The 19,944-nt window shown below is 60.0% G+C and carries 17 protein-coding genes and 3 pseudogenes; 9 read left to right on the forward strand and 11 right to left on the reverse strand.

Annotated elements, in window-relative coordinates; translation table 11 throughout:
• Nucleotides 1–49 precede the first annotated feature (49 nt).
• From xth to BLO80_RS03735, 3 genes are all read right to left on the reverse strand, one after another.
• Complete coding sequence (xth, locus tag BLO80_RS03725) at nucleotides 50–844, reverse strand: exodeoxyribonuclease III (protein ID WP_072405365.1); 795 nt, start codon at nucleotides 842–844, stop codon at nucleotides 50–52.
• Nucleotides 845–914: 70 nt separating this feature from the next.
• Nucleotides 915–3,491: a bifunctional diguanylate cyclase/phosphodiesterase gene (locus BLO80_RS03730; RefSeq protein ID WP_092326869.1), complete on the reverse strand. Its 2,577-nt coding sequence runs from the start codon at nucleotides 3,489–3,491 to the stop codon at nucleotides 915–917.
• A gap of 203 nt (nucleotides 3,492–3,694) precedes the next feature.
• Nucleotides 3,695–5,266, reverse strand: a complete 1,572-nt coding sequence (locus tag BLO80_RS03735; protein WP_092326871.1) for a sensor domain-containing diguanylate cyclase — start codon at nucleotides 5,264–5,266, stop codon at nucleotides 3,695–3,697.
• Between the two features lie 325 nt (nucleotides 5,267–5,591).
• On the opposite strand from BLO80_RS03735, the gene chrA reads away from it, so the two are divergent.
• Entirely contained in the window at nucleotides 5,592–6,950 is a 1,359-nt protein-coding gene (gene chrA / locus BLO80_RS03740) for a chromate efflux transporter (protein WP_092326872.1), read from the forward strand.
• On the opposite strand, the gene arsN2 is transcribed toward chrA, so the two are convergent.
• Complete coding sequence (arsN2, locus tag BLO80_RS03745) at nucleotides 6,947–7,378, reverse strand: arsenic resistance N-acetyltransferase ArsN2 (protein ID WP_092326874.1); 432 nt, start codon at nucleotides 7,376–7,378, stop codon at nucleotides 6,947–6,949. The genes chrA and arsN2 overlap by 4 nt on opposite strands.
• A 126-nt stretch (nucleotides 7,379–7,504) precedes the next feature.
• Between arsN2 and BLO80_RS03750 the strand changes: the two genes are divergently transcribed.
• The 3 genes from BLO80_RS03750 (at nucleotide 7,505) to BLO80_RS03760 (ending at nucleotide 8,730) form a co-directional block, all read left to right on the forward strand.
• The gene (locus BLO80_RS03750; protein WP_092326876.1) at nucleotides 7,505–7,819 is read left to right on the forward strand and encodes a type II toxin-antitoxin system RelE/ParE family toxin; all 315 of its coding nucleotides are present in this window, start codon (nucleotides 7,505–7,507) and stop codon (nucleotides 7,817–7,819) included.
• A gap of 2 nt (nucleotides 7,820–7,821) precedes the next feature.
• Nucleotides 7,822–8,109, forward strand: coding sequence for a helix-turn-helix domain-containing protein (locus BLO80_RS03755; protein WP_058545613.1), 288 nt, complete (start codon nucleotides 7,822–7,824; stop codon nucleotides 8,107–8,109).
• Between the two features lie 132 nt (nucleotides 8,110–8,241).
• Nucleotides 8,242–8,730: a hypothetical protein gene (locus BLO80_RS03760; RefSeq protein WP_092326877.1), complete on the forward strand. Its 489-nt coding sequence runs from the start codon at nucleotides 8,242–8,244 to the stop codon at nucleotides 8,728–8,730.
• A 45-nt stretch (nucleotides 8,731–8,775) separates the two neighbouring features.
• Here BLO80_RS03760 and BLO80_RS29835 read toward each other — a convergent pair whose 3' ends face one another.
• Both BLO80_RS29835 and BLO80_RS03770 read right to left on the reverse strand, forming a co-directional pair.
• On the reverse strand, nucleotides 8,776–9,012 hold the full coding sequence (locus BLO80_RS29835) for a hypothetical protein (RefSeq protein ID WP_175459444.1): 237 nt from the start codon (nucleotides 9,010–9,012) through the stop codon (nucleotides 8,776–8,778).
• A 358-nt stretch (nucleotides 9,013–9,370) separates the two neighbouring features.
• A pseudogene (locus BLO80_RS03770) lies at nucleotides 9,371–9,898 on the reverse strand (MFS transporter); the annotation flags it as partial.
• 420 nt (nucleotides 9,899–10,318) lie between these two features.
• On the opposite strand from BLO80_RS03770, the pseudogene BLO80_RS03775 reads away from it, so the two are divergent.
• A pseudogene (locus BLO80_RS03775) lies at nucleotides 10,319–10,839 on the forward strand (AraC family transcriptional regulator N-terminal domain-containing protein).
• Nucleotides 10,840–10,900: 61 nt separating this feature from the next.
• On the opposite strand, the gene BLO80_RS03780 reads toward BLO80_RS03775, so the two are convergent.
• Both BLO80_RS03780 and BLO80_RS03785 read right to left on the reverse strand, forming a co-directional pair.
• Nucleotides 10,901–12,415, reverse strand: a complete 1,515-nt coding sequence (locus tag BLO80_RS03780; RefSeq protein ID WP_092327190.1) for a cysteate racemase — start codon at nucleotides 12,413–12,415, stop codon at nucleotides 10,901–10,903.
• A gap of 10 nt (nucleotides 12,416–12,425) precedes the next feature.
• Nucleotides 12,426–13,721, reverse strand: a complete 1,296-nt coding sequence (locus BLO80_RS03785; RefSeq protein ID WP_092326879.1) for a dicarboxylate/amino acid:cation symporter — start codon at nucleotides 13,719–13,721, stop codon at nucleotides 12,426–12,428.
• Between the two features lie 182 nt (nucleotides 13,722–13,903).
• Between BLO80_RS03785 and BLO80_RS03790 the strand changes: the two genes are divergently transcribed.
• On the forward strand, nucleotides 13,904–14,839 hold the full coding sequence (locus BLO80_RS03790; protein ID WP_092326880.1) for a LysR substrate-binding domain-containing protein: 936 nt from the start codon (nucleotides 13,904–13,906) through the stop codon (nucleotides 14,837–14,839).
• 204 nt (nucleotides 14,840–15,043) lie between these two features.
• Here BLO80_RS03790 and BLO80_RS03795 read toward each other — a convergent pair whose 3' ends face one another.
• The 3 genes from BLO80_RS03795 to BLO80_RS03805 form a co-directional block, all read right to left on the reverse strand.
• Nucleotides 15,044–15,319, reverse strand: a complete 276-nt coding sequence (locus BLO80_RS03795) for a hypothetical protein (RefSeq protein WP_092326882.1) — start codon at nucleotides 15,317–15,319, stop codon at nucleotides 15,044–15,046.
• Between the two features lie 694 nt (nucleotides 15,320–16,013).
• Entirely contained in the window at nucleotides 16,014–16,892 is an 879-nt protein-coding gene (locus BLO80_RS03800; RefSeq protein WP_092326883.1) for a TIGR03915 family putative DNA repair protein, read from the reverse strand.
• A complete protein-coding gene (locus tag BLO80_RS03805) occupies nucleotides 16,883–18,103 on the reverse strand; it encodes a putative DNA modification/repair radical SAM protein (RefSeq protein WP_092326885.1) in 1,221 nt (406 codons plus the stop codon). Before BLO80_RS03805 ends, BLO80_RS03800 begins: the two co-directional genes overlap by 10 nt.
• A 164-nt stretch (nucleotides 18,104–18,267) precedes the next feature.
• Between BLO80_RS03805 and BLO80_RS03810 the strand changes: the two genes are divergently transcribed.
• The 3 genes and pseudogenes from BLO80_RS03810 (at nucleotide 18,268) to BLO80_RS03820 (ending at nucleotide 19,849) form a co-directional block, all read left to right on the forward strand.
• Nucleotides 18,268–18,438: a YhfG family protein gene (locus tag BLO80_RS03810; protein ID WP_003199786.1), complete on the forward strand. Its 171-nt coding sequence runs from the start codon at nucleotides 18,268–18,270 to the stop codon at nucleotides 18,436–18,438.
• A pseudogene (locus BLO80_RS03815) lies at nucleotides 18,438–19,036 on the forward strand (putative adenosine monophosphate-protein transferase Fic). The gene BLO80_RS03810 and the pseudogene BLO80_RS03815 overlap by 1 nt, the downstream one beginning before the upstream one ends.
• A gap of 57 nt (nucleotides 19,037–19,093) precedes the next feature.
• Nucleotides 19,094–19,849, forward strand: coding sequence for a metallophosphoesterase (locus BLO80_RS03820; protein ID WP_256574101.1), 756 nt, complete (start codon nucleotides 19,094–19,096; stop codon nucleotides 19,847–19,849).
• Nucleotides 19,850–19,944: the final 95 nt, after the last annotated feature.

Below are 19,944 nucleotides of genomic sequence, written 5' to 3' on the forward strand. Positions count from 1 at the left end.
TGGGCGCAGGTATAAGGCATTCCTCTCACCGAGACAACAATCGGCCCTGTCAGCGCCGTTTACGCGAAGCCAGCCGGATCCAGGTGGGCGCATGGTCGCTGGGGTGGGGCTGGTTCCTGACCCAGGCGTCCACGCCGCCCTCGCTCAGGTAGGCGCTGGCGACCGGATTGAGCAGCAGATGATCGATGCGCAGCCCGGAGTTCTTTTGCCAGTGCTGACGGAAATAATCCCAGAAGGTGTAGAGGCGTTCGTCCGGATACAGGTGGCGCAGCGAATCGGTCCAGCCCTGGTCCAGCAAGCGCTGGTAACACTCCCGGCTTTCCGGCTGCAACAGCGCATCCTTGAGCCAGGAACGCGGGTTGTAGATGTCCATGTCGGTGGGCACCACATTGTAGTCACCGGCGAGCACCACAGGATGGTCACTGGCCTGCAGCCCCTGGGCGTATTCGATCAGCCGTTCGAACCAGGCCAACTTGTAGTCGAACTTGGGACCCGGTTGCGGATTGCCGTTGGGCAGGTAGAGGCACCCCACCAGCACGCCGTGAACCGCCGCCTCCAGATAGCGACTGTGGCTGTCGTCATCCCCGCCGGGCAGGCCACGGCGGCTCTCCAACGGCTGCGCGTCACGGGCCAGGATCGCGACACCGTTCCAGGACGCCTGCCCGTGCCAGATTGCTCCGTACCCCACCGATTCCAGCTCCGCCGCCGGGAAATCCTTGTCCACTGCCTTGAGCTCCTGCAAACAGACAATGTCGGGTTTTTCCCGCTCCAGCCATTCCAGCAGGTTGGGCAGCCGTGCCCGGATGCCATTGATATTGAACGTCGCGATCCGCAGGTTTTTCATAGACCCAGCACTCAAAATGTCACGTTACTGGCTGTGACCGTCAACCCGGCGCGGTGGTTGCAACGGGTCTTCAGGAGCCGGTTTTCGGTAAGGGCCGGCCACTCTCCAGCAACTGCGCAAAGGCTTGTTTGTCGATCGGCCGGCTGAGGAAATAACCCTGTACTTCATGGCACTGGTCCGAGCCCAATGAACCGAGCTGGGCCAGGGTTTCCACGCCCTCGGCGGTGACCGTCAGCCCCATGGCCTTGCCCAGGTTGATGATCGCCTGCACCACGGCGCGGTCGTTGCTGCTGTTGCTCATGGAAGCGATGAAGCGCTTGTCGATCTTGATGCCGTCGAATGGATAGGTGCGCAGGTAACCCAGGGAGGAATAACCGGTACCAAAGTCATCCATGTTCAAGCGTACGCCCAGTTCCTTCAGGGCATTCATGACCTGAAGGGCGCCATCAACGTCGTTGAGCATCACGTTTTCAGTGATCTCGAGTTCCAGGCGACTCGCCGGGAAACGGGTTTCGATCAACACCTGTCGCACATCTTCCACCACGTCGCTACGCTGGAACTGCGCCGGCGACAGGTTGACCGAAACCATCAGTTCCCCCGGCCAGGTCAGCGCGGTTTCGCAGGCCTCGCGCAACACCCAACGGGAAAGCGGGACAATCAGGTCGGTGTGCTCGGCCAATGGAATAAAGGCATCGGGCCCCAACAAGCCTTGGGTCGGATGCAGCCAGCGAACCAAGGCCTCGACCGCCACGATATCCCGACCATCGACGGTATAGCGCGGCTGGAAGTGCAGGACGAATTCGTTGTTCTTCACGGCCTGGCGCAGGTCGCTTTCCAATTGGCGACGATGCTGGATCTGATCGTTCATTTGCGAAGCGAAATAGCACCAGGTTTTCTTGCCCTCGGACTTGGCCTGGTACAAGGCAATGTCGGCGCAGCGGATCAGTTCACCGGGCACATAACCCTGGCGGCGGCTCACGGCGATACCGATGCTGGCGCCGATGTGCAGCGAATGGGTTTCGTAGAGGATCGGTTGCTGCAGCCTGTCGATCAGCCGTTCACAGAATCGATCGATCTCAGTGGTGTGCTCCATCCCGTTGAGCACCACCACGAACTCATCGCCCCCCAGGCGCGCCACCAGGTCTTGCTCGCGGGTGCCGTCGCGCAGCCGCTGGGCCACTTCCAGCAATACCGCGTCGCCGGCCGGATGGCCGAGGGAATCGTTGATCGGTTTGAAGTTGTCCAGGTCCACCATCAGCAACGCCAGGGGGGTGGAATGCTCCTTGGCCACCAGCGCATCATCCAGGTGCCGCGCCAGCTTGTTGCGGTTTGGCAGGCCGGTCAGCGCATCGTGCATCGACAGATGCTGGACCTGGGCGTGGGCCGCCACTTCGTCGGTGATATCACTGGCGGTGCCGCGATAACCCACCACCTCGGCCTTGCTGTAGATCGGGCGCGCCGACACCCGACAGAAGCGCAACTGCCCGGAATGATCGCGGTAGGAACAGCGCAAGTTGCTGGCGCTCTGCTCCTGCGTCAGCTTGCCTAACCAGAGGGCAATTGGCGTGGTGTCGCAATACAACAGTTGCTCGATGTCTTGCCCCAGCCATTGCTGGTCGGAAAACCCGGTGACCGTACTGAAGCGCCCCGACAGATAAGTGATGCGCTGCTGCCCGTCGATTTCCCAGATCCAGTCGGAGGCGGCCTCGGCCACGGCCCGGAAGCGCTCTTCGCTGGCCTCGAGGGCGTGTGCCGATCTTTCCAGGCTGTCGTAACTGGCGTCCACATGCCGTGCCGTGCGCAGTGCATAGCGAAAAAAGTAAGCGGTCAGCAGTGCCAGAATCAGCAAGGCGCCCCCCAGTGGCGGCACGAGGGACCAGAGCAAGTGCTGGCCCGGGCGATCCAGGCGGGACACGAGGCTGTAGCCGGTACTGTCCAGCGGTACGGCCGGCTGGCCGGGCTCAAGCTCGGTGTCCTTCTTGAGATTCAAATCGGTGAGGCCATAGCTCTTGCCCAGTTTGCGTAGCTTGACGGGCGTCAGCTGGTCGACGAACAACAGGACCGAGGTGCCTTTGGCCTCGACCTGGGGCCGTTCATCGTTGGGCAGAATCACCGAAGCGGTGACGATGGCCGGCCAGCCCTCGAACAACGTGTAACGGATCGTCGACATTGTCAGGTCGGGCTGCGCCTGGAGCTGGTCCACCAGGTCGGTGAGCGGCGCGTTCATGTAAACCGCGGCATCACCTTGGACATTGCGCCCACGCACCACAGCATATTTGGTGCGTTGCCGATCGATGACGAACACGCCTTCGTATTCATCATTGGTGAACAGGGTCTTGCCCATGTTTTGTTCGGCGTAGGCCCACTGCACATCGACTTCACCGTTGAGGCGCTCGTAGGCCGTGGTCCAGTAGGCATAACTGGCGATGTAGTTTTTCGAAGCGGTGATGCGATTCTCGAGGGCGCGCTCGATATAGAAGTGCGTCTTGCGCACATCCTCCACGTCGAGCTTTTGCGCAATGTTGAACAGCGCGGCAATCGCCACCAGAACACCCAGGACAAACAGCCCCGCGACGGCCACCACCAGGCGACGGGTAATCGGGGTGTGACGTGCAGTGCTCGAAGGGGTATCGGCAGTGGAATCCATTACCTGCTCCTATCCTGTCAACGCTGGCTTCGACGAGTGGAAAGGTAAGGACCGAGGCCAGTCGCTCCCAACCTTAGCAGCCACTACTCGATCAGTTGGCGAGCCCACGGTCTTTTGCGAAAGAGCCTACACACCTTTTGAAGGTCACCAGCGCGATGCCTGAACAGTTGACCGTGGCCCATGGCCGATGATTCCAATCGATCTCAACGATCCGAGCGCGCCAGCGTATCGAGCCCGCTTTCTGTCGATAACACCGCCACCCGGTTGCGGCCACTGTGCTTGGCCTGGTAAAGCGCCGCATCGGCGCGCTGAATGAAGACTTCGATGCTGTCCAGGCTGCTGGGTACAAAGGCATAGCAGCCCAGGCTCACCGTGAGGAAGCCGGTCGGGGAGCCGGAATGGGTGATGTGCTTGTCGATGACGTTGCGGCGGATCTGCTCGGCCAACGCCATGGCCCCCGAAAGGTTGGTGTCGGGCAGCAGTACCGCAAACTCTTCGCCGCCATACCGTACCGCCAGATCGGCCTTGCGATGGCAGCAACTCTTGAGCACCTTGGCCACTTCCGCCAGGCAGTGATCCCCGGCCACATGCCCATAGGCGTCGTTGTAGCGTTTGAAAAAATCGATGTCGAGCATGATCAGGCTCAAGGGGCTGCGCTGACGAGCGCCCCGGCCGAACTCGATGTCCAGGGCCCGTTCGAACAGACGCCGGTTCGCCAGCCCGGTGAGGCTGTCATGGGTGGCAATCAGTTCCAACGCCTCCTGCGCCTTGCGCAAGTCCGCTTCGATCTTTTCGCTGTTACGTACCTGGCGCACGAAGACCCAGCCGAACAAGCAAATGCCCAGGACCACCAGGCCCACGATAAGGCTGGATTGGAACGCCCGCTCATGCCAGCCCGCCAGGATCGATTCTTCGGACACCGCGGCGGTGACCACCAACGGATAAGCCTGTAAATGTTGATGCCCATACAGCCTGACGACACCATCGATGGCCGAACGGATGATCGCATCGCCAGACATTCCGTCGGTCGCGGTATGGTTGTAGATCTCTTCCTCGGCCAACGGGAGGCCGATCCGCGCCTCATCGAAAGGGCGCCGGGCCAACAGCGTCCCGTCAGACAAAGCCAGGGCCATCTCGCCTTGCTCATCCAGGCTAAAGCTTTTGAAGAACCGATCGAAGTAGGACATTTTGATGCCGGCCAGCAACACGCCCTGAAAGTTGCCGTCTCGGTCATTCAAACGCCGGGAAACCGGGATGATCCACTCACCGTTTTGCCGACTGCGGATCGCCGGACCGATATGGACGATCAGGGAGGCGTTCTGCTGGTGGAAAACGAAATAGTCTCGATCCGCCACTCCTGCGCCCCTGTGCAGGTCGTCGAAGGAGGTAGTGATCCAGTGGCCGTGCTTGTCGAACAGGAACAGGCCATGCAGCTGTTCAAGCGATTGCACGCGGCGGGCAAAGGTTTGCTGCAAGCGTGGCTGAACCGCAGGACCCAAACCGTCGACCTGGATCCAATCCGCCAGACTGGCCAGGACCAGATCGGCCTGGATGAAGGTGTCTTGGGCCTGCTGGGCCATGGCTCGGGTAAGGGTGGCCGAGGCGATGCGGGCCGACGCCACGTCGTGGCTGCGCGATTGCTCCAACTGCAGGTAAAGCAAACCACACAGGCACAGGCACACCGCCGCGATAAACATAACCGCAGCCTTGAGCAGCGGCAGGCGTTTCAGGGCACCGGCAGGGATATGAAAAGGATCGTAGATGGAGATTGGCAAGCGAATTCCTGAAGAGGGCAAAGCATGTGCGAATTCGCGCATAACCCCCAATATTCGTGAGCTTAGCCTACCGCTTGTGACGCGGCAATTTGCCCGTGCAGCGGAGCCGATGGGTGGCTGGAGTGGATCCAAAACCCCGCCCCTGGGCCAGTAAGAATGTCCGCTTCAGAACGAATAAATCTCCGTGGCGAGGGCATGCACACCCGCACGTTCGACAGCGTTGAAAGACTGTTTTTTTACAAGCAAACCTTCCTGGGGGGCTATCTAAATTGCGTGACGCCCCATAACGTATGGTCGCCTTTGACTTCCAAGTGCCCCGTCGACCATGAGCCAACCGACCCGAAGCGATGATGAACAGGCCCTGACCCGCCCCGGCACCGTCAGTCTGCGCGAGGCGTTCTGGTTCTGGCTCAAACTGGGTTTCATCAGTTTCGGCGGCCCAGCGGGGCAGATCTCGATCATGCATCAGGAGTTGGTGGAGCGGCGGCGCTGGATTTCCGAGCGACGCTTCCTGCACGCCCTCAATTACTGCATGTTGCTGCCGGGGCCTGAGGCCCAACAATTGGCGACGTACCTGGGCTGGTTGATGCACCGAAGCTGGGGTGGAGTGATCGCCGGCGCGCTGTTCGTACTGCCTTCGCTGTTCATCCTTATCGCGTTGTCGTGGCTGTACATCGCTTTTGGCGAAGTGCCGGTGGTGGCGGGTATTTTCTATGGCATCAAACCGGCCGTGACAGCCATCGTGGTGCATGCCGCACACCGGATCGGCTCTCGCGCACTCAAGAACAATTGGCTGTGGGCAATCGCGGCCGCATCGTTCACCGCGATCTTTGCCCTTGATCTTCCCTTCCCTTTGATCGTGCTGGGGGCGGCTGCCATCGGTTATCTCGGCGGCCGCTGGGCACCGGAAAAATTCAGCCTGGGCGGTCACGCTACCCAGCACCAATCCTTCGGCCCCGCCTTGATCGACGACGACACGCCGACCCCGGACCACGCCCGGTTCAGCGCCGCCAGGTTGGCCCGCCTGGTGGTCGTCGGTGCCCTGTTGTGGATGGTGCCCATGGGCCTGCTGACCGCCGTATTCGGCTGGGGCGGCACATTGACGCAAATGGCCTGGTTCTTCACCAAGGCCGCGCTGCTGACCTTCGGCGGTGCCTATGCGGTCTTGCCCTACGTGTACCAGGGCGCCGTCGGGCACTTCGGCTGGCTGACGCCGACCCAAATGATCGACGGCCTGGCCCTGGGCGAAACCACCCCCGGGCCGCTGATCATGGTCGTGGCCTTCGTCGGTTTCGTCGGAGGTTACGTGATGCAGGTGTTCGGCCCTGAACAGGCCTTCCTCGCCGGCGCCGTCGCGGCCACGCTGGTGACCTGGTTCACGTTCCTGCCCTCGTTCCTGTTCATCCTGGCCGGCGGCCCGCTGGTGGAATCGACCCACAACGCATTGAAATTCACCGCACCGCTGACGGCGATTACCGCGGCGGTGGTCGGGGTAATCCTCAACCTGGCCTGCTTCTTCGGTTACCACGTGCTCTGGCCCAACGGTTTTGCAGGTGCCCTCGACTGGCCGTCAGCGATCATCGCGATTGCGGCGGCGGTTGCGCTGTTTCGCTACAAGCGCGGGGTGATCCAGGTGTTACTGGCGTGCGGGCTGGCCGGGCTGGCGGTGCATTTGCTGCGCTAGACGAGGCGCTTGATCAGGTACGTCGCCGAGGCCGGGCACAAGGTCTTGAACTGGGCCGTCGCGCTGATCGAAGCGGGCGCCAGCGAGCGATCCTCCGGCAGATAGCCCTGGCCGGTAAAAAACGCGGTGGCGCTGTCGGTCAACAGGTGGAGCCGCTCCACCCCCTCGCGTCTCGCAAACGCTTCGACAGCGGCCAGTACCGCCACCCCAGCCCCCCGTCCCCGCTGTCCCTCAAGGACAACCAACGAGCGCAGCAACCGCTCGGCCCCCTCCCCCTCGATGCCCACAAATCCCACGTCGACACCCTGGTGGTTGAAGCTGAAGAACTGTCGACCGGAATATGACAGGTCGTCCACGGGTAGCCCGGCCTGGGTGAGCGCATCGCGCAATGGTCCCAGGTCGTTATTGCTTAGAGCGGTCATGTGCATGGTGGGTGCTCGTCTATGTCTTGCCTTGATCATCGGGCACCCCGAATTTGGTTACAACCCACGGGTGCATCGGAGAGCGGGGTTCAATAGGATTGCTCGAAAGTAAGCCACTGGCGTACATTAGCAATGATTTTTATTGAAACTCCAATTTTTACCCGTCGGGTCAAAGAACTGATGGATGACGATGATTTCGCTGTCCTACAGAAAATACTGGTCTGCAGCCCTTCCGCTGGTGAGGTTATGGAAGCCACCCGGGGGATCCGAAAGATTCGTATCGCAGCCAAAGGCCATGGCAAACGGGGGGGAGCCTGGGTGATCTACTACCACTTCGTCCATGCTTCGCGGATCGCGTTACTGATGATATATCCGAAAAATGAACAGCAAGACTTGACTGTCGATCAACGAAAAGCGTTGAAATTGATTGTCGAGCACTGGAGATAACCATGAGCAAATTTTTCGATGAGCTGATGGAAAGCGTACAACAGATGGATGAAATCGTCCGAGGCGAACGCCAGCCGTCACGGGAATTCATCGTCGATGCGTTGCAAGTTAAGGAGATACGCAAGGCTACCGGCCTGACCCAAGCCAAATTCGCAGCACTGATCGATGTCCAACTGGGCACGCTTCGCAACTGGGAGCAAGGACGACGCGAGCCTACCGGCCCCGCCAAAGCGCTGCTGCGGGCGATTCATAATGATCCGAAACACGTGATCAGCGCCTTAGCCGTTTAAGCATTGCCGAAATGAACAGAACGCTCAGGCAATGCTTTCATGTGGCGAAGGCGCTTGCTCCCATGACCCAGCGCAAATGGACACCCCAGCCCATCAGCTAAGCTCAACCTATCATCACGACAGGGAATCGACATGAGCAAGGCAGACGAGCTAGCGGCCAAACTGAGGAAAACCCAGCAGACCCGCGCCGATACCGACAACTGCGCCGACCTGGCGATCGAGCACTGGCCGGCCCAGGTCTACGAGCTGTATCGCCAGATCGAAACCTGGCTGACGCCCGTGTGCGAGGCGGGCCTGGACATCCGGCGCAACCCCACCCACGTCTTTGAAAGTCATTCCAGCGGTTCAACGTACAACTACGCCATCGACCAACTGATGATCGAAGGCAATCATCGCCGCATTTTATTCGACCCGATTGCGCGCTTCTCGGCCAAGGGAGAGGGCTGCATTGAAGTCCATATGAAGGGGCAGGAACACTGCATCGTGCGCACGCTCGGTGAGCATGGTGAATCGCGCTGGCATATCCAGGCCCTGCGCTCGACCGGGCAAGAGCGCCCTGAACCTGCCACTCTGGACGAAGACGCCTTGCTCTCGCTGGTAGAAGAAGGCCTTGGCCTGTAACGTAAATGGGCGACCCTTGATCGCCCATTTCCATTGGAGAACACGCTAGATCTGCGGCGCTGATTCGAGTGCTGGATCGCTTCCGGGCACTGGCAGCGTCAGTTCTTGGGCCGGCCTTCCCACAAGTCTATTCAAGGCATTGTCGATTTCGTCAGCCGCGCCTTGCGCATATCGAACATCCGCCCAGCTCCAGTACGGATCGGATATCAGCCCGCCCACCGCCTGTGCGCACAATTCATCGCTGCTGATGCCCATCTTCCCGGCTGCGGCGATCACGGCCATAAGGGCTTGCTCTAATTGGGAAATTCGCTCGGTCGTCACAATGAACCAACGTGATGGATAACAAACCCAGAGCATAACAAGCCATTAATATGCCACCAACTCAAGGCGCCCAACGGTCGCCCTTCCTGGCGTGCATGATTCGCCTCAACCCGCCGCGCCATAGGACGCCGCCCCCCAGTCGATGACGACTCCCGGACCGCTGACCGGGCAGCCAGCACAGTCAGCACAGTCAGCACAGCGGCCATAGCCAACACGGACGCACTGGTTTCGTGTCCTTCATGTTGTTAGTGATCGGTGTGGCGGGGCTGCTGGGCACCTTCCTGATCGGGCCCTGCTACTGCCCTGCTTCGCCTTCGAAGGCATGGAGGGCGGGCAGGCGCAATAGCAGCCAGACCAGGGCGATGGCGACGATCGGCACGATGCAGAAAAACGCGCCACGCCAACCGATGATCGCCCCCAGGAAGCTGCCCAGCGGTGCAGCGACCACGGTCGCCAAGGCATTGCCGCCATTGACGATAGCCAGTGCCCGAGGAATCTGAGCGTCCGGCACGAGCCGCATGGCCGTGGCCGCCGACAGCGACCAGAAGCCGCCAATGGCTATGCCGATCAACGCGCGACCGACCATGAAGACCGAGTAATTCGGTGCGAACGCCACCACGGTGCCTGAAACGATCATCAGCAAGGTCAGCCCCAGCAGAAGCCATTTACGGTCGACCCGTGCGGCAATCGAGGCGATAAATAGACTGGTGATCAGGGCAAAGGCACCAGAGACGGCAATGCCTTGACCGGCCTGCCCTTCGCTGACATGAAGATCGGCCGCTACCGGCGTCAGCAAGCTGACGGGCATGAACTCCGAGGCAACCAGCACGAACGCGGCGAGCGCCATGGCAAGTACCGCGCCCCAGGCGGGCGGGTCTTGTGACAATGGGTTATCGGTTGAATGACAATCCTGTATTGCTTGATGGAGCTGTGGGAGCGAGCCTGCTCTCGATAACGGCGGCGCATTCAACATCAGTGCCTCAGGCAGACCGCTATCGCGAGCAAGCTCGCTCCCACAGTTTTGAACGGGGGGATTCACCTATTTCGTGCCCGCCACACCTCCCCTGTGGGAGCGAGCTTGCTCGCGATTCTTTGTGGATTGAGCGGGGGAGTATTTTCAGCGCTCAATCCGGCCGGCCGTTAACGCATTACGCTGGGATGCTTGCCTGATCCTATGAGTTCTTCCGTCGCGTATAGGCAGCGCTTCGTTTAGCACGTTAATGTTCTGCCTATAGCGCTTGAGCCAAGATGACACCCCGGAGCCGACATGGCCGTCCAACGCAGATCCGTACAAGAGACACTGACCGCCATCATCAGCGCCTGGACGCCACACCCGGGCGACTTCGAAACGCCCATTCCCGGCGTCGTCTTCTTCCGGCGTGAAACCCCGGCGCCGCCGGTGATTTGCATGATCGAACCGAGCATCGTGCTGGTGGCCCAAGGCGAGAAGCAGGTGTGGATCGGTGGTGAATCCTATGGCTACGACACCGGGCGGTTCCTCATGACCTCCCTGGACATCCCGGCCAATTCCGAAGTGCTGCAGGCAAGCCCGGAACAACCCTGCCTGGGCCTGGTCCTGAGGCTCGACTTGCGCATGGTGGCCGATCTGGTCGCCCAAGGCAGCCTGTCGCGCCGCGTGATCGCGCGATCGGAATCGGCGTAGCAAGTGCGGCCTTCAAGGTGGGCTATGAAAGCCCTTCGCAATTCAGCCGCGAATACGCCCGCTTGTTTGGCGTCCCGCCCAAGCGGGACATTGCGGCATTGCGTGGGCCGGCCAAGGCTGGCTGACTCATCATCGAGCATGGCCCTGTGGGAGCAAAGCTTGCTCGCGATGCCGTTACCTTGGCTTTCAGAAGACCGCATCAGCTTCATCGCGGGCAAGCCTTGCTCCCACAGAGCCATGCCTTTGCGCCAACGCAACGCACCTCAACGCCAGAATCATCGTCGGATCAACAAGCGCCACCGTGTGCCCATTGATATCGAACGCCTCGCAATGCGCCAGCACCAGCGGCAACTCCGTACACCCCAGGATTAACACCCCAGCCCCCAACTCGCACAGGTGCTCAGCCGCCAGCAACAATTGCTCCCTGCAAAGCCCTTGCGTGAAGCCAGCCTTGATACCCCGCGGTCCGTAGATCGCGTCCATGACCATCGCCTGGTAATCGACACCTGGCGTTAGGAGCTGGAGCCCGGCATGACGCGCCGCCTGGTGATAAACCTGGCTCTGCACCGTACCGGACGTTGCCAGCAGGCCAATCGCCTGGCCCGAACCATGAGTGCGCGCGATCCACGCCACCGTCTCACTCAGCATGTTCACGATGGGCACCCTCAGGTGCGCCTGGATCCGCTCGACGAAGGCATGGGCGGTGTTGCAGGGAATTGCGATGGCGTTGGCGCCGGCACTTTCGAGACGTTTGCACGTGGCGTACATCGCCATCGTCGGATCGGTCTCATCCCGCAACAGGTTCGCCGTCCGGTCCGGTATCTGCGGATTTTGCTCGACCACCATCTTGATATGGTCCTGGTCCTTTACCGCTGGCGTATTGGCCACCACCTTGGCCATGAAATCCACCGTGGCGGCAGGCCCGACGCCCCCCACGATGCCCAGCTTGAAGGGGGGGCGCCTGGGCTGCTGGTCCAGCGTCGCGAAGTCGGCGTAGATCTCATTGATGTCCAGCACGCTGATCCCGCGACGTTGCAAGTCGGCACAGACCAGGGAAAGCTCGGTCATGCCGGGCAGGATCACCGTCGCACCCTGGGCCTGCACTGAGCGACACGCCCGATAGACCGCCTCAAGCGGCACGCCTTCGAGATGACCGTCCTTGATGCCGTTGAGGCCGTACATCGCCTCCATCAACCCTGCTTGAGCGTCTGCGTCGGGGTAAACGATCTGAAAGTCTTTGCCGAAATGGCGCTCGAACAACCCGCAATGGCGCACAAAGTCGGAGGCGATCACCCCCAACGTCGCCTGGGACGGCACCGTGTGGCTGACGTGCAGGGACAAGGCGGCCATCATGTCCAGCACGGGAATGCCCAGCGCCTCCTCGATTTCAGCGCGAAAGGTGTGGCTGGCGAAGCATGGGAGCATCACCGCATCGAAGCCACTGTCCTCGAACGACTTGCACACCTGGAACACATAGAACTTGCGCGACGTCATGTTCGCGCCCCGGTCCAGCGGCAGCAGCACGTCCTTGAAGGGGTGCTGCTCGAACAGGAAATGGTAGCGCCCCTGATCCTCGAGCACCGCCCGGGACTTGACCAACTTGTAGAACAGATCGCCCCCGGCCAGTGCCCCAAGGCCACCGACGATTCCCAACTTGCGCACCACAGAAGCCTTGTGGCTGGACTTCGCTTTAACCTTCATGAGTCTGTCCTCAAACCACCGGCACCGGCTCGGATCGTGAACGAGCCGAGGCATGTCCACCCTCCTCCTCGCCGGCTTCTTCGTGGGGTTCGGACTTGGCGACGACCGCCGTCGCAATGCTGTTACCCACCACATTGGTGGCCGTGCGGGCCATGTCGAGGAACTGGTCGATGCCGATGATCAACAGCAGCCCTGCCTCGGGAAGATTGAACATCGGCAACGTGGCCGCGACCACGACCACCGAAGCTCGGGCGACACCGGCCATGCCCTTGCTGGTGACCATCAGCGTCAGAAGAATCAGCAACTGCTGAGTGAGACTCAGATCAATGTTGTAGGCCTGGGCGATGAACAGGATGGCGAACGCCTGGTACATCATCGAGCCGTCAAGGTTGAACGAATAGCCCAGGGGCAACACGAAGCTGGACACACGTTTTGGCGCGCCAAACTTCTCCAGCGCCTCGATGGTTTTTGGGTAGGCGGACTCACTGCTGGCGGTGGAAAAGGCCAGGAGAATCGGTTCACGGATGAGCTTGCCGAGGTGGAAAACAGAGCGACCGAGGAACAGGTAGCCGGCACCGAACAGCAACGCCCAGAGGATCAGGATCCCCAGGTAGAACTCGGCGATCAGCTTGCCGTAATCCACCAGCAAGCCAAGCCCCTGGGTGGTGATTGCCGAGGCGATGGCGGCAAACACCCCAATCGGCGCGAAGGCCATCACGTAGTCGGTGATCTTGAACATCACCTTCGCCAACTCTTCGATGGAGTCTGTGATCCGGGTGTAGCCCGCCCGCTTTACCCCCGCCAACGCAAAGCCGAAAAACAGCGAAAACACCACGATCTGCAGGATCTCGTTGTTGGCCATCGCTTCGGCAATGCTGCGGGGAAACACGTGGCCGATGAACGCCTTGAGACTGAAGTCGCCAGTATTGACCGGCACGGCCGCCGTTGCTTGCTGGGCCACGTCCATGTTCAGCCCGGCACCGGGTTGAAACAGGTTGACCAGCCCCATTCCGATCAGCAGCGAGACGACCGAGGCGGTGACAAACCAGGCCATCGCCCGGGCCCCGATCCTGCCGACAGAACGAGAATTGCCCATGCTGGCGATACCGCCCACCAACGTCGCGAATACCAGGGGCGCGATGATCATCTTGATCATGCGCAGGAAAATATCAGTGACCATCGAGAAGTAACTGGCGATCTCTTTGGCACTTTGCTCGCTCCCTGCGAAATGGTGACACGCCCAACCGACCAGCACGCCCAGGGCTATGCCCATTGCAATTCGACGTGGGAGCTTATTCTTCTTCACGGTGCTGTCCTCAAGTAGTTCTTGGAGTTTTTTACTTGGCAGGATCGATTCTAAGGAGCGGATCCGGGAGGATGATGAGTAATCCGGCTAACCCCATGCGCTTTCGGAATAGTTCGCGAAAGGCCGCGCTATACCGGGGGATTGCGCAGTAAAATCGCGCTCTCACAGGGGGAGTTCTCGATATGCAACTCAAATGGCTGGATGATCTTCTGGCGATTGGCGAATGGAAAAATTTCTCCCGCGCGGCCGAGGTTAGATGCGTGACGCAATCGGCCTTGTCCCGGCGTATCCGCTCACTTGAGGAATGGGTGGGCGTCAAGCTGGTGGATCGGGGCACCTACCCTGTCCAACTCACCCCGGCCGGAGTCACCTTCTGCGATGAAAGCCGAGAAGCCCTCGCCGGATTGCTGAGGCTGCGCTCGACGCTGCGCGACGTGGAACGAATGCCGGGACGCTCCATCCAGATCACCGCTGGCCACAGCCTGTCGATGACCTTCCTGCCCAAGTGGCTCTCGCAATTCCAGCAACACAACGAGCAGTTCAACGCCCGGGTGGTGGCCGCCAACATTCATGACGCCGTCATTGCCTTGGAAGAAGGCAGTTGCGACTTGATGATGGTCTACCATCATCCGCTTGCCCCCATCCTGCTGGACGCCGAGCGTTTTGGCAGCCTGGTGCTCGGCCACGACGCGTTCATTCCCCTATGCGCGCCCAACCCCAAGGGCGAACCGCTGTTCCGCCTGCCCGGCCGCGCCGGCAAACCGGTGCCCTACCTGGCCTATACGGCAACGACATTCCTCGGGCGCGTCGCCGACATCGTCATCAACAACGGCCCTGAACCGATCGCGCTGGAGCGCTGTTATGAAGCGGACATGGCGATGCTGCTGATGCGCATGGCCATCGAGGGCTATGGCGTGGCCTGGTTGCCGCAGAGTGCGGTGGCCGACGAGTTGGAGCGTGGGCTATTGGTGCGGGCCGGCGGCGAGCAATGGAGCACGCGATTAGAAATTCGCTCGTATTGTGCGATTGCCAATCGCAATCCGACGATGCGCAAGTTGTGGAAGACATTGGAAGGTGCATCGTTGCATCGGCTGGGCAGCGCACCGAGTGCGAACTGATCACGCCACCCAAGCGTTGTTGGCAAATGGTAGGTACACGCCGATTGACTCTGGGAGCGAGCTTGCTCGCGATGACGGCAGCACATCAAGCATCGCCATCAACTGACCCGCCGCTATCGCGAGCGAGCTCGCTCCCACAGGTTCCAGGCTGCACAGATGATGAGCAAGGCAATGCAGGCGACCTCATGAGGTCGCCCACTTCCATTACGACGCCAACACCTGCGCCTGCAATCGCCGCCCGATCACATCCAGCAAATCACACCCGTCGCGCAGGGGGATCGCCAGCACTTGGGCAAAATCCTGGAGTACCACCGCGTCCGTACTGATGTCGGAACGCATGGCGAGGTTTTCCAGTAACTGGGTGACAGCGGCGATGCGGTAAGCGGCGGTGTCGTGCAACACGTCCAACGGTGCTTCAGTGTCGATCAGGAGCGCGTGGAAATTGTTTTCGATACCGGTGATGGGCATGTAGCGGGACATGGCGGTTACTCCTGCGGGAATGGGAGGTCAGTGGCGGATTGGGATGCCGCTGGCAAAGGGAGCGAATCCTGGATCGAGATTCGGATACTTGGCAGGAGATGTTCGTGGGTGACGCTAGACGAAAGCCACCTTGGATTGGCTGTGGCTGTCGGAGGGTTGGGGGTGAGTTTTTTCATTGGCTTGTACCTAGGTTATGTAAAGGAACTGCCTTCACCACTTCCACCTGGTGGGTGGCAGCTGTACGCGGGTGTGGAAGACCGAGAACCTAGGACCCGGCGCACCCGAAGGCGCCCCGCGTACAGCCGCCGTAATTTAACAGCAGACCTAGGAAAAGCGTCTGCTTTTTAATTTAGCGGTGCAACGCGCTAGGTTTTCACAAGGGCTTCCACACCCTCTCGCTGAATTTGCAGCGACGGAGAAAACTTAGCGCACGGGGTGATTGGGTGGATAGTCAGCGGGGAGCGACGCAGCTTGAGGGAAATTTCCGATGGGGGTGTCCGGCGCTGGACTCAACAGTTCAGGCGATGGGAAGCAAGAATGATTTCGAGTCAAACCCTACGCAAACGGTATTACCCGGTCCGACGTGAAGGATCTGGAAAAGCGCCTAGCCGCCATGACTGAGGAGCTGCACAAGATGGTGGACGCATCCAGGCCCGGTAAAGCCAAAGCATCGGTATGAACCGAGAAGATCGATTTACTCAGGAGCAAGGCACTGTCTTAACCCAGTGCCTTCACCCACACCCACAATAATCCGCTTGCCCATTTTCTCCCCCACCTCCAACGCCTGCCCATCCCGCTGCTTCCCCCGCCGCGCCAAACCCACCAGGCGCGGAATCAACTCGCCTTCCGGCAAGTGCTGCCAGAATCGCCCTGGCATATGCTGACGCAACGCCTGGGGATTGAGCCGCGCCGGGTTGAAGATGTGTCTGTAATAGGTCCGCCACAGCTCAGCCCCAGGATCTTCAGCGTGACGCGCCCAATGCTGCCACTGCTCAGGGCAACGTCGCTGGTAATCCAACGATTGCCCATCGAAACGGATACCGTCGCGAGGCGTTGCGATCAGCCAGCGCTGTTGTCCCAGTCGCTCGGCAAAATGGCCACTGGCGCTTTCGAGGATGTCATGGGCCGGCTGGTGGTAGGCGACCAGATCCAGCTGCAGTCGCTCGGCCAATGCTTGCGGCAAGGGAACGAAGCGGACGAAGGCATGCAGATGATGAGCCTCGCGCTGGACCTGCTTGATCCGCCGCTGCAGCTCACTGCCCAGGCGGTCGCCCGCGAGCATTGCAGTGCGGTCGCCATGGGCAACCCGCCAAAGCACCTCATACAGCAGATTCCAACGTTGTTCGCCCTGGTAGCGACCAGCCTGTTCGAGTTGGGTCAGCAAGGCTGCGGGAACCCGCGTGCGGAACGGGCCCGGCCCTTGGGGCAGCGGCGCCGGCACGGCCAACAAGTCGGCCATTGGGCCCTGGGCCCACGTGACATCGCTCGGGTCGATACCGTGGCCGAGCAGCGTTCGAGCCTGGTCCCGCCACGTAGCGAAATCATCCTCGCAATCCAGGGCAATCACGGCCAAAGCCCCATCTGCACCGGCCGCTGGGGGTCACGCAACCGCGCCCGCAGCAGACCGCTGCGCACCTGGGCGTCAGCAGGCCGGTAGTCGCTGGTGACAATGAACGGTAGCGCCTTCTCCAGCACGCACCGCAACTGCACCAGGTCGTCATAACGCACCCGCCGCTCCCGGCGCAGTGCAACCAGGCGTTGCACACTACGCAGGCCAATCCCCGGAATACGCGCCAACAATGCGGGTTCGGCGCGATTGATATCCAGCGGGAACACCTCGCGATTGGCCAGCGCCCACGCCAGCTTGGGGTCGATGTCCAAGTCCAGGTTGTGGGTTTCGCTCAAAAGCTCGCCCGCCTTGTAGCCATAACCGCGCATGAGAAAGTCGGCCTGATAAAGCCGGTGCTCGCGCAGCAACGGCGGCGCCGCCAGGGGCACGCTGGCGGGGCTGTCGGGAATCGGGCTGAACGCTGAATAGTAAACCCGTCGCAAACCATACCCCTGATAGAGCGACTCGGCGTTGCTCAGGATGGCGTGATCATCAGTGGCATCCGCCCCCACAATCACCTGCGTGCTCTGCCCGGCCGGGGCGAAGCGAGGCGCCCGCGGCTCGCCGGCCACCGCCTGTTGCCCCTGGTGGATGGTGCCCATGGCTTGGCGGATGGTCGTCAACTGCTTTTCCGGTGCTAGACGCTTGAGGCTGATATCCGAGGACAGCTCGATATTCACGCTCAAGCGATCAGCCAACCGCCCCGCTTCCTCGATCAACAGCGGATCGGCATCGGGAATGGTCTTGAGATGGATATAACCACGAAACTGATGCTCCTCCCGCAGCAACCGCGCCACTCGTATCAACTGCTCCATGGTGTAATCGGCCGAGCGAATGATGCCGGAACTCAGAAACAACCCACTGATGCAGTTGCGGCGATAAAAATCCAGGGTCAACCGCACCACCTCCTCCGGCGTAAAGCGCGCCCTCGGCACGTTGCTGGAACGACGGTTGACGCAATACTGGCAGTCGTACAGGCAAAAATTGGTCAGCAACACCTTCAGCAACGAAACGCAGCGTCCATCCGGCGTATAGCTATGGCAAATGCCCACGCCGTCGGTGGCCCCCAGGCCCTCACGACCACGGGAGCTACGCTTGGGGGCACCGCTGCTGGCGCAGGAGGCGTCGTACTTGGCAGCATCGGCGAGAATGCCGAGCTTGGCGATAAGCTGCATGAAGAGAACTCAGATACTGGATATAAACACAGTATTTTGAGATACGCCTCAATGCAAGCGCCATTGGTCCATTCAACACCTGCCATGAGTCGCCTGGCCGTGACGTAGGCCATGCCAGTGGGATGGGCTATAATCGGCCAACCAACGCGATTGAGGTCCAGCCCATGGGCAATGTCAGCCTTGAAACCAAAAAGGCCTATGCCGCCAGAACGCGTAGATCCAACTACGCGGCCAGCCTCCGCCTGGAGGGCTTCAAAACGACCTTCGCGGACGGCGAACGCAAAATGCCAACGCGCGAAGAGGTCTTGAAGGCCTTCACCCAGACCAGAACCTGATGGCTGACAAATATGGAGTCGGCGAGGACGCTTATTGCTATCCCGGCTCCACGGTCCTTCGCAACAAGCTCGATCTTCGGGACGAACCGACCCTAAGCGAAGCCGAACAACAACTCTCGGCCATCGCAGCGGACAACGTCGAATTCAGCCCTCCTCCCTACAGCCTGGCTTACCTTCAAAACATTCATCGAATCCTGTTTGCAGATTTGTTCGAGTGGGCCGGCGAGTGCGCACCGTCGGCATGTCCAAGCAAGTGACCCGCTTTTGCCAACCCCAGTACATGGAGGCGGAAGCCAACAAAATCTTCATGAACATGGCGACGGCCAACTGGTTCGAAGGGCTCGACAGAGCAGACCTGATCGTCGCCGTTGCAGAAACCTATTCCGACATCAACGTCGTACACCCCTTCCGCGAAGGCAATGGCCGTGCCCAGCGAATTCTGTTTGAACACCTGATCATGAACGCCGGGTTTGAAATCAGTTGGTGGGGGATTGAGAAGGACGAGTGGGTCTACGCCAATATTGCGGCCTATAACGGCGTTATGGAGCCTATGGAGCAGGTCTTCGAGAAATGTATCGGGCAAACGATTCAACTTTGATCGCCTCGACGTCACCCTGCTCAGCGCCTCACGGTGCATCCCGTCAAAGTGCTACAGTTGTCAGCAACTAACATCTGCCAAAGCATAAAAATGCTCACGACAAAATCCTTCCCACCCAACCAAAAAGGTCGTGACTTTGTAGTGGGCGACATTCACGGGCATTTCAAGCTTCTGAAAAAAGCCTTGGGCAAAGTAAATTTCAATACCGAAGCAGACCGTATCTTTTCTGTGGGCGACCTCATCGACCGAGGCCCCGACTCTTCAGATGTACTGAATTGGCTTGAGAAACCATGGTTCCATGCCGTGCGCGGCAATCATGAGCAGATGCTCATTGACTGCATCTCCGGCCACGGGAATATACCTAGGCATATCCGAAATGGTGGGACCTGGCTCTACGAGTTACAACCCACTCTCCAACATGAACTCCTGCAAGCCTTGCAAGCACTTCCGCTGATCATTGAAATCAATCTACCAAGCGATCAAACAGTTGGAGTAGTACATGCCGAAGCGCCAATCATTAAAAGTAACGATGGCTGGCAGGAAGCGAAGGACGCTATTAGCGGAAAATCTGGAAAGTCGAATCAACGACAAGCCTTGAAAACAGCGCTGTATGCCAGGAAAAAAATCGAGCGGCAAGACCACTCTTCCATCAACGGAATAAGCCAGCTCTATGTAGGGCACTCAACCGTATCCGGGGTCATGAGGCTGGGCAATGTCGTCTATATCGATACGGGCTGTGGATTTGCTGATGGCGCGTTAAGCCTGATAGAAATCCCATTCGAAACTGTCGTGAGCATCAGCATGAACGAGTGAGGTCAGGGCGAGTTTTATTTATTCTGAATGCCGGAGCACGAGCTCCCTCTCATTCACGCCACCCCAGACCTGATAAACTGTGCCCCTTTCGCAAT

The sequence above is a fragment of the Pseudomonas sp. NFACC56-3 genome (assembly GCF_900100025.1).
GTDB classification, from domain to species: domain Bacteria; phylum Pseudomonadota; class Gammaproteobacteria; order Pseudomonadales; family Pseudomonadaceae; genus Aquipseudomonas; species Aquipseudomonas fluorescens_AA.

Bases quoted from the DNA above. Each gene is read 5' to 3' on its own strand.
- xth (WP_072405365.1), bottom strand. From the start codon at position 844: ATGAAAAACCTGCGGATCGCGACGTTCAATATCAATGGCATCCGGGCA.
- BLO80_RS03730 (WP_092326869.1), bottom strand. From the start codon at position 3,491: ATGGATTCCACTGCCGATACCCCTTCGAGCACTGCACGTCACACCCCG.
- chrA (WP_092326872.1), top strand. From the start codon at position 5,592: ATGAGCCAACCGACCCGAAGCGATGATGAACAGGCCCTGACCCGCCCC.
- arsN2 (WP_092326874.1), bottom strand. From the start codon at position 7,378: ATGCACATGACCGCTCTAAGCAATAACGACCTGGGACCATTGCGCGAT.
- BLO80_RS03750 (WP_092326876.1), top strand. From the start codon at position 7,505: ATGATTTTTATTGAAACTCCAATTTTTACCCGTCGGGTCAAAGAACTG.
- BLO80_RS03755 (WP_058545613.1), top strand. From the start codon at position 7,822: ATGAGCAAATTTTTCGATGAGCTGATGGAAAGCGTACAACAGATGGAT.
- BLO80_RS03760 (WP_092326877.1), top strand. From the start codon at position 8,242: ATGAGCAAGGCAGACGAGCTAGCGGCCAAACTGAGGAAAACCCAGCAG.
- BLO80_RS29835 (WP_175459444.1), bottom strand. From the start codon at position 9,012: ATGGCCGTGATCGCCGCAGCCGGGAAGATGGGCATCAGCAGCGATGAA.
- BLO80_RS03780 (WP_092327190.1), bottom strand. From the start codon at position 12,415: ATGAAGGTTAAAGCGAAGTCCAGCCACAAGGCTTCTGTGGTGCGCAAG.
- BLO80_RS03790 (WP_092326880.1), top strand. From the start codon at position 13,904: ATGCAACTCAAATGGCTGGATGATCTTCTGGCGATTGGCGAATGGAAA.
- BLO80_RS03795 (WP_092326882.1), bottom strand. From the start codon at position 15,319: ATGTCCCGCTACATGCCCATCACCGGTATCGAAAACAATTTCCACGCG.
- BLO80_RS03805 (WP_092326885.1), bottom strand. From the start codon at position 18,103: ATGCAGCTTATCGCCAAGCTCGGCATTCTCGCCGATGCTGCCAAGTAC.
- BLO80_RS03810 (WP_003199786.1), top strand. From the start codon at position 18,268: ATGGGCAATGTCAGCCTTGAAACCAAAAAGGCCTATGCCGCCAGAACG.